This window comes from Enterovibrio norvegicus DSM 15893 (genome assembly GCF_900115495.1).
Lineage (GTDB): Bacteria > Pseudomonadota > Gammaproteobacteria > Enterobacterales > Vibrionaceae > Enterovibrio > Enterovibrio norvegicus.
Window position 1 is genome coordinate 18,125 of sequence record NZ_FOWR01000040.1, and the last position, 14,722, is coordinate 32,846.

At 49.2% G+C, this 14,722-nt stretch carries 15 protein-coding genes; 5 read left to right on the forward strand and 10 right to left on the reverse strand.

Translation table 11 applies throughout. The features are described 5' to 3' along the window. Positions 1 to 36: 36 nt before the first annotated feature. The 10 genes from BM082_RS20035 to BM082_RS20080 all read right to left on the reverse strand — a co-directional run bounded on the left by BM082_RS20035 (position 37) and on the right by BM082_RS20080 (position 9,322). Positions 37 to 732 (reverse strand): RraA family protein, encoded by a 696-nt coding sequence (locus tag BM082_RS20035; protein ID WP_074928374.1) that lies wholly within the window; start codon positions 730 to 732, stop codon positions 37 to 39. Continuing rightward, entirely contained in the window at positions 732 to 1,439 is a 708-nt protein-coding gene (locus BM082_RS20040) for an alpha/beta fold hydrolase (protein ID WP_074928378.1), read from the reverse strand. The genes BM082_RS20035 and BM082_RS20040 overlap by 1 nt, the downstream gene beginning before the upstream one ends. Beyond that, positions 1,439 to 2,398, reverse strand: coding sequence for a cupin domain-containing protein (locus BM082_RS20045; RefSeq protein WP_017016607.1), 960 nt, complete (start codon positions 2,396 to 2,398; stop codon positions 1,439 to 1,441). Before BM082_RS20045 ends, BM082_RS20040 begins: the two co-directional genes overlap by 1 nt. A 117-nt stretch (positions 2,399 to 2,515) precedes the next feature. Next, the gene (locus BM082_RS20050) at positions 2,516 to 3,484 is read right to left on the reverse strand and encodes a nuclear transport factor 2 family protein (RefSeq protein WP_017016608.1); all 969 of its coding nucleotides are present in this window, start codon (positions 3,482 to 3,484) and stop codon (positions 2,516 to 2,518) included. Then, positions 3,481 to 4,500: a LacI family DNA-binding transcriptional regulator gene (locus tag BM082_RS20055; protein WP_017009688.1), complete on the reverse strand. Its 1,020-nt coding sequence runs from the start codon at positions 4,498 to 4,500 to the stop codon at positions 3,481 to 3,483. Before BM082_RS20055 ends, BM082_RS20050 begins: the two co-directional genes overlap by 4 nt. Then, a complete protein-coding gene (locus tag BM082_RS20060; RefSeq protein WP_017016609.1) occupies positions 4,500 to 5,270 on the reverse strand; it encodes an SDR family NAD(P)-dependent oxidoreductase in 771 nt (256 codons plus the stop codon). The genes BM082_RS20055 and BM082_RS20060 overlap by 1 nt, the downstream gene beginning before the upstream one ends. Continuing rightward, the gene (locus BM082_RS20065) at positions 5,267 to 6,322 is read right to left on the reverse strand and encodes an ester cyclase (RefSeq protein WP_017013479.1); all 1,056 of its coding nucleotides are present in this window, start codon (positions 6,320 to 6,322) and stop codon (positions 5,267 to 5,269) included. The genes BM082_RS20060 and BM082_RS20065 overlap by 4 nt, the downstream gene beginning before the upstream one ends. Before the next feature lie 6 nt (positions 6,323 to 6,328). After that, complete coding sequence (gene hisD, locus BM082_RS20070; protein WP_017016610.1) at positions 6,329 to 7,645, reverse strand: histidinol dehydrogenase; 1,317 nt, start codon at positions 7,643 to 7,645, stop codon at positions 6,329 to 6,331. A 61-nt stretch (positions 7,646 to 7,706) separates the two neighbouring features. Next, positions 7,707 to 8,234 (reverse strand): ester cyclase, encoded by a 528-nt coding sequence (locus BM082_RS20075; RefSeq protein ID WP_017009692.1) that lies wholly within the window; start codon positions 8,232 to 8,234, stop codon positions 7,707 to 7,709. Continuing rightward, positions 8,231 to 9,322, reverse strand: a complete 1,092-nt coding sequence (locus tag BM082_RS20080) for an ABC transporter ATP-binding protein (protein WP_017016611.1) — start codon at positions 9,320 to 9,322, stop codon at positions 8,231 to 8,233. The genes BM082_RS20075 and BM082_RS20080 overlap by 4 nt, the downstream gene beginning before the upstream one ends. Positions 9,323 to 9,762: 440 nt before the next feature. Here BM082_RS20080 and BM082_RS20085 point away from each other — a divergent pair, with 440 nt between their 5' ends. From BM082_RS20085 to BM082_RS20105, 5 genes are all read left to right on the forward strand, one after another. Beyond that, positions 9,763 to 11,007: an ABC transporter substrate-binding protein gene (locus BM082_RS20085; RefSeq protein WP_074928381.1), complete on the forward strand. Its 1,245-nt coding sequence runs from the start codon at positions 9,763 to 9,765 to the stop codon at positions 11,005 to 11,007. A gap of 51 nt (positions 11,008 to 11,058) precedes the next feature. Next, on the forward strand, positions 11,059 to 12,090 hold the full coding sequence (locus tag BM082_RS20090; protein ID WP_017009695.1) for a carbohydrate ABC transporter permease: 1,032 nt from the start codon (positions 11,059 to 11,061) through the stop codon (positions 12,088 to 12,090). 9 nt (positions 12,091 to 12,099) lie between these two features. Beyond that, a complete protein-coding gene (locus tag BM082_RS20095) occupies positions 12,100 to 12,978 on the forward strand; it encodes a carbohydrate ABC transporter permease (protein WP_017009696.1) in 879 nt (292 codons plus the stop codon). Positions 12,979 to 12,981: 3 nt separating this feature from the next. Further along, entirely contained in the window at positions 12,982 to 14,016 is a 1,035-nt protein-coding gene (locus tag BM082_RS20100) for a nuclear transport factor 2 family protein (RefSeq protein WP_017016613.1), read from the forward strand. Between the two features lie 152 nt (positions 14,017 to 14,168). Beyond that, complete coding sequence (locus BM082_RS20105; protein WP_017009698.1) at positions 14,169 to 14,690, forward strand: DUF2058 domain-containing protein; 522 nt, start codon at positions 14,169 to 14,171, stop codon at positions 14,688 to 14,690. The last annotated feature ends 32 nt before the right edge of the window (positions 14,691 to 14,722 follow it).

Consider the following 14,722-nt stretch of genomic DNA (forward strand, 5'->3'; position numbering starts at 1 on the left):
TCAGCGCATCGAAATCACGCGAGACGATGAAAAACGCTAAGTTCGCACACGCTCGAATTCAGCCCATGCTTTTTCGAATCGGTCAAAGTTGAAGCCTTCTTCTCTTGCCGCTTTCAAAATGATTTGTTCATTCCTGAGCAAGGTTTCAATGGCGTCAGCGAGCAACGGAATGATGTCCGTCGGGATCACCACTGCGCCATGTCGGTCAGCATGGATGAGATCGCCGTGGGACACGTTTAAACCGAATACGTTAACGGGTTCTCCAATACTCTCGATATGAACAAACCCATGACTTGGGCCCACTGACCCTGCGAGAACGAGAAATTCATCGGGTAAATCGCCGAGATCGCGCATCACGCCATTGGTTAATACACCACTCAATCCGAACCCCTTGTGGACATTGGTATTGATTTCCCCCCAAAACGCGCCGATGGCGTCCGGGAAATCCAAATCTTCAATCACTGCGAGGGAAGGGAAGGGGGCTTCCGACATGTATCGGTAGTAGTCCATGCGCAGTTTTTTTACATCATCAGCGGGCAACCTAGAAGGTTCAAGTGCCGCAATCATTGCCGTTTTTGCATACCCCACGATGGCGGGATTTTCGGGGGCTGATGTTTGCAATGTTCCCCGCGTGAAATCGTTGAATCCGCGTTTACCTTGAGCGACTTCTATCGCGTTGCACACCGTTGGGGTGTCCACACTGATCAGTAATTCATAGAGCGTTTTATCCATTAACTATTCAACCATGCAGCGAGTGCGCGCGTGGTTGCCTCCGGTTGTTCGAGAGTGGGAAGATGGCCAGCGTGTTTAATGACCACATAATCTGCATGAGGGATGAGGGTTTTGATCGCATCATGTCTGTCTTTTGGGCATAGCTGATCGTCTTCACCCATTAAAATCAAAGTGGGAATATCAACATGCTTGAGCGTTTCTTGTTGATCGGGTCGATCTCGCAGCGCCAGAGATTGATTGACGAATGCTGCGTCGCCGAGGCTTTTCGCCATGTGAAGACAAATTGCTTCGATATAGTGATTGGGGTGGTCTCGGTGAAGATACTTAGGGATCATGACCTCTTGCATGACACTCAGAAGCTCCCTGTTGGCGACACGATCAAGATGGATCTGTCGTCCTGCTTTTACCTCGTCGATTTCTGCGCGCGGGTTAGTATCCATGAGCGCTAATCTGCTGATGCGATGCGGCGCTTGCCGATAGACTTCCATCGCCAATATGCCGCCCATAGACAGGCCCGCGAGTGCGAAACGTTCAGGCGAATTTTTGAGCACTTTTCTGGCGAGTGATGCCATCGATTGTTCAGAAGCAATATCCATCACTATGACGTTTCGATCTGTTTGGAATGCTGCTATTTGTGGCGCAAACAATCGCTCATCACACATCATGCCGGGCAGAAATACCAAAGGCTCAAGAGAGACGTTGTTCATTACGCATCACCTGTCCAGGTTAACCCTGCTGCATCTTCTGTTCGCGTGACGCGGAAAAGGCTCGATTCACCAGATACATTGACGTCGAGGTGATAATCCGTGCCCTCTGGTAGCCAAACCGTATCGCCGGGGTTGAGGGTCAGTGACTCGTCTTCCCAAGCAAGCGTCCAATGCCCGCGCATCACCATTAACACCACATCTTTTTCCGCCGTTTGTGCTTGCTGATTGAGAGAAGTGCGTGTGAGAAAATCCACGGTGAATCCTGGTTTGTCTTTGAGTAACCCATTTTCACCAATAACTAGCACCGGTTGTTTTGCCGAGATGGCGACCATATCCCAGTAGCGGGCAACGTAGTGCTTCACCACGGTTGCTGCATCTGGACGAAGCAGGGCGTTGAGCCACTGTGCTTCTGGCAGTGGCATTTCACTTTCGCCGGTTGGCAAGGTTTCGTTTTTCTCTGTGTCGTACAAACGGCCACTTTCACCGAGTACCAAGCCATGCGCATCGGCTGCTGCTCGAACGTGAGGGGCCCAAATGACCCCACCACCCGCATCATCGCCACCAAGGATGGACATGATCATGCCGTAATCGCTGCCAATGTTTTCGAAGCCGCGGAACATGCGGGTGGGAATGTTGAAAATGTCGCCTTCTTCGAGCACAACCTCTCCGTCTTCGCCGGTTTCTCCCCAAAAGAAGCGCCAACGACCTTTGAGCACAAAAAAAACTTCTGCTGTATTGTGAGAGTGAAGAGAATTGAAACAGCGTGGTGGTTGGCCAGCCGCGCCAATATTAAAACCCGGTGTGGCTTGAATATGAATGTGCTGGTCGGGGCTTTCGGACACACCACCACCAATGATGGTAAAGTTTTCTTTCTGATCAGAGCCCGGCGTATGCGCGTCGATAAAGGCGGAACGACACGGTATCAGGTCTCCAAACCTTACCCATTGCGGTTGTTTCATTTCACACTCCTTGTTGTGGCGGCTATCTCGTATTGCGGCAGCTCTCTTGTCTTGTGATAGCTCCCTTGAATCGTAATAGTTCTCTTGAATTGCAATAGTTCTCTAGAATCGCAATAGCTAACCCGTATGCAGGGCGATTTGCTTCCAAATGGCCGTTTCGTCAAAGACGACAAATTCTCGTCGGATACCACGTGGTCCAAACTCCACGTGTGCAGCGCCCATGACGTAAACATTCGCGCCCGTCGGTTGCCCGAAGCGACCCCAACCGGCATGTTTTCCATAGAGAGAAAATCGAATGGCGGCACGGGGTGGCATTAACGGGTCTTCTCGGCCAATTTGGTGCTCAATGGTGAACGTTGCGCCGGGAAAGCTTGCGCGTAATCCGAGCCAGAAGGCTTCAACGGCAGACCATGAATAACCAGACTCACCGCTTGGGTGCGAGACCTGACATGCGCGATCGTAATCTTCTGGAATGCACGAATATTCCGCGCTCATCAAACGTTTCAAGGTTTCGACGTAAGCGTCGCCCCAGACGTTGTCATTCCCTTTGCCAAGGTAGGGGCCTAAGGTGTCTTGTTCTGGCGTAAAAGGCTTGTTGCAGTTGTCTGCACCGCCTTCGGCGTGGATTTGGTCAATCGCGAATTGTTTGGGGTCATGACCGAGCTGTCGAACGATCGATCCTTGGTCTCGAATCAACCATTCATCATTGATTTGGTTGTTGATGGCATGGCAATCGGCGATCACTTGGTAACAAAGTTTCTTGCCTGTGGCTTTCCCAAACTGGCCATCACGGGTATGGGTAGCTTGAGATAAAATACGATGGGAAGACAACATGCCTTCTTCCGGTGAACCCGACCAAATCACGTCCTCACCCAGTAATACCCGATCGGGCAATTCGTTGAGCACTGAGCTGGTTTGCGCGATAACGTCTTTGTTGCCAATCGAAATGCCAGCAGGGGTTCTTACGACAATGTCTGACGAATAGTAGTCATGCAGTGAGTGGATATTTCTCCCTTCCCAAATCTCTTCCGTGATGGACAAGATATAGTCGGGAAAGTCTGTGAACTTACTATCAAAGCCTTTCATGATTTCCAACCTTCGGGGATTTTTGCGGATGTGCGAACCAAGAGCGGCGAACCGATAGCCACCTTCTGTGGGGTATCGTTCTCATGGCTGATTTGTTGTAACAGAATACGTACTGTTTCATTGACCATGATGTCTGCATGCTGGGCGAGGGTGGTGAGGCCATAACTCGGCCAACTTGCCGCTGGCACATCGTCATACCCCACGACGGAAACATCGTCAGGAATACGTAACCCTAGTTCGAAACGCAGCGTGTCCATCACGGCGAGTGCCATGTGGTCATTGGCGACGAAAACAGCGTCAGGCGGATCGTCCTGAAACATGGCTTTGGTTGCCGCACTGGCTTTTGCCATATCGAACATGCCTTCGCCGCGCGAATGCAATGCCATGCCGGCTTGTTGTAAGCCGGCGCGAAATCCAATTTCTCGGTCGCGCTGTGTTGATGTGCATTCCAGACCAGCGATGTAGCTGATTTTTTTATGTCCACCTGCCACCAGAAACTCTGCAGCAGCCATGCCGCCACTAAAGTTGTCAGAGGTCACAGAAGAGAATTCACCGCCTTGTTGGGCGCGGTTGAACAGTACGATCGGAACGCCTACCGAACGGCATCTCACGGCCAATTCAGATGACAACTCGACGGAAGCGGCGATGATGCCGTCGACTTGGTAATCCAGAATTTCTTCAATGACTTCATCAACCACGCTGTCGACATTGTTCGCCATGAAAATCAGGACGTGATAGCCCTGTTCTTGCAATAAATTTGACAGCTTTTCCAATGCTTCGGGGTAAAATTGATTGTTGAGGTAGGCCACCACAAGTCCAATCACGCGGCTTTTACCTGAGACCATGGCGCGTGCAAGCACGTTTGGGCGATAACCCAACTCTTCGGCGGCCTTTTTGACTTTATCGATGGTTTTCTTGGATGCGGATCCGCCGGGCGTAAAGACACGACTGACGGCAGACTGACTGACGCCGGCATGTTTTGCTACATCGGTTGAGGTGATCTTATCGTTTGCCATTACTCTGCTGTCCAGCCTCCGTCAACTTTGAGCGAGGTTCCCGTGACCATGCCTGAAGCGCTAGAGGCGAGGTAAAGCACTGCGCCCATTAAATCTTCCACTTCACCGACACGATCTAACTTAATGTTGCTTTGCAGCCATGCTAGCTTCTCTGGATCTGCGAAGGTGCTTGCGGTGAGTTCGGTTTTGATGAATGTGGGGCAAATTGTATTTACACGAATGTTCTGTTTGCCCCATTCAATCGCCATGGCTTTGGTAAAACCTTCAACGGCGTGTTTGCTGGCGCAATACACGGCACGGTCGATGCCGCCAACGTGCGCCATTTGGCTGGAAATGCTAATAAAACTGCCGGGCTTCTGCGCTTCCATTAGGCGACGAGCGGCAAATTGGAATAAGAAATACGCGGCTTTCACATTCAGATCGAAGACCGTGTCGAAATCAGCTTGCTGTGTATCGAGCGCGGGTGAATGAATCGCGAGCCCAGCAGAATTTAAAACAATGTCGTAAGGTTCTCGCGCATTTAGAGCCTGCTCAAGTGCATCAAGTTGGGTGACATCCAACACCAAAATATCAGATTGGTAACCTTCTTGGTTGAGGGCTTCTTTTAGTTCTAATAGCTTTTCTTCGCGGCGAGCGATTAAGGTGACGTGGGCACCCGCACTAGCGAGTGTCGTCGCACAAGCTAGGCCAATACCCGAGGAGGCACCGGAGACAAGTGCTCGTTTTTTAAAGAGATCAAAAGAGGGTGTGATGGGTAGCGATATGGTCATAACCTTTCCTTTGGCAAAACGACGGATCCTGTCGGTCTTGATGTGTTGAATGCTTTTAGTCTCGCAAAAACATCGACCCCAAGTTGCGCATAAATGTCTAATAGATCGATAAGCACCCAGTTTTCTTTGATTTTCTTATCTTCGATGCGCCAAAAGTCGAGACTGCGTAAGGTGATTTTCTGGTTTGTTGGTGCAATACCTAGCCATCCGTCGCCGGACAAGGTTTGGCGCATGTTCGGCCACCCCGTTACCGCGACATAGTTATCTTGTGCAAAGAAATGCAGTGTGATGTTTTCATTATCTAATCCACGATCGGGCATCGCGTTTAAAAATGGGATTTGGTGCCATTGACGAAACCCAGACAAACCGCGACACGTGCCTATGCCAGATGGGCCATACCAGGTTAAATCTTCATGCCAAGCCTCCGGCAACCTCATTACATCGGGGCCGCCTTGCGAGGGATGCTGCCCGAGGTTGTTGAGCATACGGATAACAATTTCAAGATTGTCATCACCGCTTTGCTCGCTATTCATGGGTTTGATGCCATCCAACGTGGCAGGGGCAGGCACTAAACCTTCCCGGCCAAGTGACGGCGCCATCGGCCATGCATTGGCTTGTTTCATGACTTCCACGATATCCCAAATCACGTGTGCTTCTTCGATGCCATTTGGGGTAATGCGGTAAAATTCGTGGTACCGCATGTGCACAAATTGCCCCGTTGGCGGTATGTCTAAAAATGGGGCGATGAAGGTGCCGCAGTAATATCCGCAACAACCCACCCAGCTATTTCCTTGTTGGTCTTGCCCGTTAATGACAATGGTGTCGCGCCTTTCCGCATCGGGAATTGCCGTGACAAGCGCGTGATAACTGCTGTTTATCCATGCGCTTGCCCCGTGTTGGTCGCCAAAGGGATAGCACATGTGAATGTTTGCATTCTCGCTAAACATGTCAGACGCAATATCATGAAGTGCCATGATATTGATGCGCCGCTGGCTTTCGCGCCAGCGGGTAAGCCCGTTCATCCATGATGCTATGTCAGCCGCGTTGGTCATTAAAAATCAGCCTCGTGGTGCCGGTTGACCATAGGGAACGTCTTTCTTTCCATAGCGTCTGACGCGTACATTGCATTGTTCAGCGTGGCCTACGAAACCTTCTAACATGCACAGACGAGAGCCGTATTCGCCAACGAGCGTGGCGGCTTCATCGGTGGTGATCTTCTGGTAGCTGTGGGTTTTGAGGTATTTCCCTACCCAGAGTCCGCCCGTGTAGCGCCCCGCTTTTTGCGTGGGCAGGGTGTGGTTCGTGCCAATCACCTTGTCACCATTAGACACGTTTGTGCGTGGGCCAAGGAATAAGCCGCCATAACAGGTCATGTTTTCAAGGAACCAATCATCACGATCAGTCATGACCTGGACATGCTCATAGGCTTTTTCTTCTGATACCTCCAGCATCTCCTCATAGGTGTCGCAGAGGATGATTTCTCCGTAATCTTCCCAGCTCACCTTGGCGGTATCTGCCGTGGGTAATATTTTCAGTAAGCGTTCAATTTCCACCAAGGTGTCTTTCGCGAGCTTTTCGCTATTGGTGACCAATGCGGCAGGGGAGTTATAGCCGTGTTCTGCTTGTCCGAGCAAATCTGTGGCACACATCTCTGCATCGACGGTGTCATCTGCGATCACCATGGTTTCCGTCGGGCCTGCAAACAAATCAATGCCTACACGGCCAAATAGCTGACGTTTCGCTTCGGCAACAAAGGCATTTCCGGGCCCAACGAGCAAGTGCACAGGTGCAATGGTTTCTGTTCCTAGCGCCATGGCACCGACGGCCTGAATACCGCCCAGCACGTAGATTTCATCTGCGCCACCAAGATGCATGGCTGCCACAACCGCAGGGTTAGGTTCCCCTTTGAAAGGAGGAGTACACGCAATCACACGGGGTACTCCCGCCACTTTGGCTGTGGCGACGGACATGTGAGCAGAGGCAACCATGGGGAACTTGCCGCCTGGCACATAACAACCCACGCTTTGAACAGGGATGTTTTTATGACCCAAAATTACACCGGGTAGCGTTTCAACTTCGACGTCAGTCATCGAATCGCGTTGAATCTGGGCAAAGTTGGTGACTTGTTCATTGGCGAAGCGAATATCCGCCATGTCTTCTGGTGATACTTTCGCAATCAAGTCCGCAATATCTTGCTCTGAAAGAAGGAAGGATTCTGGTGCGTAATTGTCGAACTTAATTGCCAGTTCTCTGACCGCAGCGTCACCCTCGCTCTCAATTTTCTTTAACGTATCTGAAACGATCTGAACGACTTTCTCGTTATCGCTGACTTTGTCTGATTCAGATTTTCCCGTTTTAAGGTAAGTGATAGCCATCAATGTGTTCCTATTCATCGTGTTTCTCCATTCACGGAGCAAACGGAGAGATTCAAAGTGATTAAGTGGGTTTGGGGGGTGTTTTTTGATGAGTATCGAACGCCTCCCAGCCTTCGCCATCAAACACATCCACGCCGAGCTGATGAAGAACATGGGGAAAATCCACCATCACCCAGTTATCTACGATCTTTCCGTTCTGAACTTTCCAGAAATCCATGTAGCGGATTTCTACAGTTTGATGGGTGGGTTCTACCCCCATAAACGTACCAGTATGTTTGGCGGTCTGATGCCCAAAAGCCGCGGCCCATTCGCCCATGTAGAGTCGTGCTTCATCGACACAAATTTTGTCTGAGAATGCGGCTTGGAAGGGCTTTTGCCAGTTGCGTTGAAATTCTTCCAACCCAATCTTGGTGCCACAGCCTTGGTTGCCAAACCAGCGAAAGGTCTCTGCGAAAAACTCACCAATATCGCCGATTCGATGATCATTAAGTCCATCAACCATGGATTCTATAACGCGGCGTGTTTCATCCGTTTGGCTCAAATCGGTGTCTTTGGTCAAACTCGCTTGTTCGGGTCTTGAGCCTCTCATTCTGATTGGCTCCCGTTATCGAGTCTTAGGCCTGTGCTTGCATCAAAAAGATGGCAAATCGAGGCGGGGATGTTTGTCGAAAACACATGACCGATTTCAGTGGAATAGTCCTTACCCGCTTTCACTGCGACGAGTGCATCACCTATTTTTACGGTGATCATCGTGGCTTCCCCGAGTAACTCGATAGAGAACACATTGGCCTTAATGCCACTGATTTCCGTCACATCAGGTGCACTACCCACGGGGTTTACCTCGGCATCTTCTGCGCGAAATCCCAGCGTGATATCTCCTGATAAAGCGGTATCTAATCCTCGAATGGTCATGTTTTCTGCGGTGAAGACACCATTACTGATCGTGCCTTTGACAAGGTTCATGGCAGGTGAGCCGATGAAGCTCGCCACAAACGTATTTGCCGGATAGTTGTAGATTTCTGTCGGCGTACCGACTTGCTGTACATTCCCAGCACTCATCACGACAACACGATCAGCCAAGGTCATGGCTTCAATCTGGTCATGCGTGACATAAATGGTGGTGATTTGTAGTTCGTGTGACAGGTTCTTGATTTGAGCGCGTGTAGAGACCCTAAGTTTTGCATCAAGGTTTGATAACGGTTCGTCCATCAAAAACACATTGGGTTCGCGAACAATGGCGCGGGCTAACGCGACACGCTGACGTTGCCCGCCAGAGAGATCAGCAGGGCGACGATGAAGAAAGTCAGTCAGTTCGACCATCTCTGCGGCTCGCATGACTTTCTCATCATGCGTTGCGGGGTCTATGTGCCTTACCTTTAGGGGAAAACGAATGTTTTCATACACGGTCATGTTGGGGTAGAGCGCGTAGCTTTGGAATACCATGGCGACATCGCGATCCTTTGGTTCCAAATCATTCACGACCTTGCCGCCAATCAGTATGTCGCCGCTGGTGGCATCTTCGAGGCCAGCAATCATGCGCATCGTGGTGCTTTTTCCACATCCTGATGGGCCAAGCAATACAAGAAATTCCTTATCGGGAATGGTTAAGTCGAAATCTTTAACCCCGACAAAATCTCCCCATCGCTTGTCGATATGACGTAATTGCACTTCTGCCATGACTGCTCTCCATGTTCCAACGCGGTCTGAATTTTGGTGACTGGGTACGTATTCAAAATAAACAGTAAAATGCGCGTCCGCAAACATGCTTATGCTGTATGTTTGCGTGTGATCACATAAATATATTTGTATGTGTTCGTTTCTCAAATGCAAGAAATTTATGTTAATCAGCAAGTTATAGAGAGGTGCTTTACGAAGGGTGATCAATTAACTTATTGATAATAAGCGATTAATGGTAAGGCGTAGGAATGTTAACGTATGGTTAATTTCTTGAATTTTGTTACTTGCCAATATCTCTTTTAGGCATAATTATTTTTGCATACGTAATCAAAAATATTCTTGTTGTCGTGGTCTCAAGGAAGATCTGGCTTCAAGTGTGTCGTGCTTAGAGTGCTTGTTACTGTAAGACGAAAACCCTTCTTGAGAAGTTGGAGAGGAAAATGAAAGTCAAACTGATAAGTACATTTGCGGCGGGATTGGTCACCTTGTTCAGCCACACACTCAGTGCAGAACAAATTGACTGCGGTGTTGATGTTGGAAACGTGAGTATTCTGTCCAATGATTTCCCAGCATTGCATGCTGTTGCGGCGATGGCTGAGCGATGTGCGACGGACAGGGTTGTTGTGACCAAAAACCAATCGAAAGATCATCGCGACATTCAATCCGCTGCCTTGAAAGCCAAGCCCTCGAAATATTCTACTGCGATTGTTTCTACCAGCTCGATTGTTCCGTTACTCAATGAAGGGCTGATTCAACCCCTTGATGCGTTAGTGGCAAAACATGGTCAGAGCTTGCAGCCGACGCAGTTGATAAAAATTGATGGCAGCGTGATGGCTGTGGCTTTCATGGCTAACTCTCAACACCTTTTTTACCGTAAAGACATGTTAGAAAAAGTCGGTGCGCAGCCGCCTAAAACCTATGACGAGTTGATCGCGACAGCGAAGAAAATACAAAAAGACGGTTTGATGAAATACCCCATCGCGTTGAACACCAAAACGGGCTGGAACCTAGGGGAAGAATTCATCAACGTATTTAGTGCAACAGGGGCAGGGTTCTTTAAACCAGGTAGTGCCATACCGAACCTAAACAATGCTGAGGGAATAAAGGCGCTGAACACTTTGAAAGCGCTGACCGAATTGTCCAACCCTGATTTTTTAACGTTTGATTCCAACAGCACTCAAGCCCTTTGGGAAGAAGGCAAAGTCGCTTTTGCGTTGATGTGGGGCTCTAGAGGAACTGCGATTTTAGACGATGAAGGGTCGACGCCGGAGATTGTTGGTTCAACGGTTTTAACCAATACGCCCGCGTTTACGGCAGATGGCACCCCAGGTGCCACGTTGTGGTGGGACGGTTGGACTATCGCCAGCAATCTTTCTGAGCAAGATGCCGAAGCGACCTTCAAAGTGATGGTGCAAGCCATCTCCCCTGACATGATGAAGGCAAATTCCCAAAAAGCCGTGTGGTTGATTGAAGGTTATGAACCCGATGCGTCTGCGATGGGCGTCATCAGCACGGTACAACAACAAGCCAATCCTTATCCGATGTTGCCGTACATGGGTCTGTTGCATTCAGCGTTAGGTGCTGAACTTCCAGACTTTCTACTTGGAAATGAATCGGCAGCGCAAGCGCTTAAAGATGTCGAAGATGCTTACATGACGTCTGCACGCGAGCAGGGCTTCCTTTAATCTTGTTGCCCCGAGAGGAATCGGGGCGTCTAACGGCAAAGGAGTGGGTCCATGCCACATCGTACGTTTATGAAGTTTATGTGGCCGTCTTTATTGGTCATGTTTCTGCTCATCGCATTACCTATTGTGTCGGTGTTCGTTCAGTCATTGCACGTAGAGCATGAACAGATAGTGCTTGAGACGGAAAACTGCGGGCCATTTGGCTGTAAGAAAACGGTATCTGTTGATAGAGAAGCGACTGACCAACTGCGTGAAGAAGAGCCCCTTGGGCGTTTTAACGGGTTAGATACCTATACGAATCGCAGCCATTTGGCGTTTGAAAATGTATCCGAAGCGTGGCGTTCGACAGATTCGCTCGGCGGTTTCTTCAACGGCTTGATGAATTTACCTTTCTACAAGGCGCTGGTATTCACTTTGGCATACACCTTCATAGTTACACCCTGTGTGATCTTTTTTGGCATGGTGGTTGCTCTGTGCGTGAATGCGTTGCCGAAGCTAGTAAAAGGCCCCACGATTTTCTTATCGCTCCTGCCCATGATTGTGACGCCATTAATAGGGTCATTGATCTTATTTTGGATGATTGATGCGGATGGCGTGATTGGTGCCACCATCCAAAATTGGTTCCAAGATGACAGCTTGTCCCTAAAAGCCTCACCCGCACTGACATGGATAACGCTGTTTGTGTACGGCATTTGGTCATCTATTCCATTCTCTTTCATTGTCTTTTACGCCGGATTACAAACAGTGCCCACGGACACATTGGAAGCCTCAATGATAGATGGCGCATCTCGCTGGGAAACGATTCGCTATGTTGTCATGCCGCACATGGCACCACTGGTGACCTTTGTTGCCTTGATGCAGTTGATGGACAACTTCCGTGTGTTCGAGCCCATTGTTGGTTTTGCGGCAGAGGCTCATGCGACCTCGTTAAGTTGGTTGATCTTCAACGATCTGCGCGGCACTGATTCGCAATTGTTTGGCTCCGCTGGAGCGACCTCCATGCTCACTATTCTTGGTGTGGCTATCTTGCTTATGCCTGTGTTCATCCGGACATGGCGCGATTTCAACCGTAAATCGGCGTAGGAGTTCATCATGGAAGAAGTACGTAGAAAGCCGATTTGGCTTAAAACATTGTCGATAGGGTTCGTGATTGTTTGGCTATTAATAGCAGCAGGCCCGTTCCTTTGGACCGCATGGGGCTCGTTCAAGGTTCAGGCGGATTTTTTCTCGAAATCTGATTGGATGAACGCGATTTACGGGGTGAAAACCTTGCTTGAAACAGGCGGTGAATTTACGGGGCAGGGATATTACGGCGCGTGGATTGAGCAGGATTTTTGGCTCGCTGGGATCAATACATTCGTTGTTGTTTTTTCTGTTGTCATTATTTCACTCACCATAGGCACTCTAGGTGGGTATGCGTTGGCCCGTTCTGGTTTTCGATACTCCCTGTGGATTTTGATGATTGCCTTGGTGCTGCGCGCGATGCCGCACATCACCTTGGTATCAGGCTATATGTTGCCCTTTTTCGAATGGAATTTATGGGGGCACCTAGGCACGACAATCATTGTGTTGGTCGCGATTAACCAACCCTTCACTCTCTGGATGCTGCACTCTTTCTTTTTGAATATTCCGAAAGACATGGATGAGAGCGCCATGGTCGATGGCTGCACGCGATTCCAAGCATTCCGTCATGTCATTATTCCGGTCATGTGGCCGGGGGTAATCACCACAGGCCTGTTTAGTTTCTTGCTCGCTTACAACGATTTTGCTGTAACAGGCATGTTGCTGAGCCAAGATAACCAAACCATGGTGCCAAAAATTGCGAGCTTCTTGGGTACCACGCAGGTGGAAGGAAACGTGATGTTTGCCGTTGCTGCGGTGGTCTCTGCGATGATCCCGCTGTTCTTCCTTGTTCTGTTCTTCCAAAAACAAATCGTGTCGGGTTTAACCGCAGGCGCGGTGAAGGGGTAGGTCATGCCGCAAGCGTTACAAGATGCCAAGCAATGCGTATTTACGTTTTATCAAGCGCTTGATGGTGCAACTGTTCAAGATGTACCGAAGGTGTTGGAAACGTATTGCAGTGCTGACTATCAGTGGCGTGGTTGCCACCCCTTCAATGAGTTGGAGGGGCAAAACGCCGTCAGTGATCAATTCTGGCAACCGTTGAAAACCAGTTTGAAAAAACTGCAACGCCGTCAGGATGTTTTCATGGCGGGCGAAAACAGCTTGGCGTCTGACGGCTCAGTGTGGGTGGTGTCCATGGGCCATCTTATGGGGCTGTTTGATAATGATTGGCTCGGCATTGCCAAAACCGGACGGATGGCATTTCTGCGCTATTGCGAGTTCACCCAAGTGGTGGAAGGCAAGATCGCGCAGTCAGCCATGTTTATGGATATTCCAGGCTTGATGGTGCAAGCCGGTGTGAACCCCTTCATGCCGCAAACCGGCGCACAGCTTATTCAGCCAGGACCAATGAACCATTCTGGTTTGATGTTGGATGAACAAAGCGCTGAGGCATCGGCAAAAACACTGTCGGTGATTAATCAAATGATCACCGACTTAGGCAACTGGGATCATGACTTGAGCCTTGAAGAAGAGCTAGCCTTGAGTTGGCATGATGACATGATCTGGTGGGGGCCAACCGGTATTGGTGCGAGCTACACCATTGAACGTTATGCCAAGCAACATTCAGGGGTGTTCAGGTCAAGTTTCTCTGAGCGTGTTTTTAATGGCCATGTCTGTAAATTTGCCGAAGGCGAATTTGGTGGCTTTTTTGGTTGGCCAAATCTCTCGCTTAAACCTTCTGGTGGATTCATGGGGCTGCCGGCCAGTGACAAGTTCTTCGACATGCGTGTGATTGATATCTATCGACGTGACGGTGAAAAATTGGCTGAAAACTGGGTATTTATCGATTTGCTGCATTTTTTCCATCAGCAAGGGATAGATATCCTCGCAAGAAACACGTACCTCAGTGCAGACACTCAACGTGATCAAACAAAGAGGACCTAACTATTTAAAAGCACTACGTTGCGGATACATCACGGGTGGATGGAGACTTTTTTCCTTTGACCTTGCGCGTATCACTTATTTTCCCATAAGTATCGGTGGTATTATCTAGGGATAGAATGAAACGGGGAAATGATGCCCGCGACGGAGTCAAAATGGCAAAACTATCGTTACAAGAACAAATGTTACAGGCTGGCCTGATCGACAAAAAGAAAATGAAAAAAGCCGGTAAGACATCGAAAAAATCACGCACTATGGCGAAAGAAGCGAAAGCAGCAGTTGAGGAAAAACGTATTGCTCAAGTTGCTCAAGATCAAGCGCTGAATCGTCAGAAGGAGTCAGACGCTCAGAAGAAAGCAGTCATGGCTCAAGTGAAGCAACTTGTAGAAATGAACAAGATTGATCGTAGAGATGGCGACATCGGGTACAACTTTACCGATGGCACGCTTGTTAAGAAGCTTTACGTGAACAAAGAAACGCAAGCACAACTTGTCAACGGTCGTTTGGCAATTGCACGTTACCTGGATGGGTATGCCATTGTTCCTGGTGTTGTGGCAGATAAAATCAGTCAACGTGATGAAGACACCATCATTGTGAACAACACTGTTGATGAGCAAGCCATTGACGAAGATGACCCATATGCGGACTTCAAAATTCCCGATGATTTGATGTGGTAACTCCCCCTCAATAGATCAAAAAAAGCCGACGT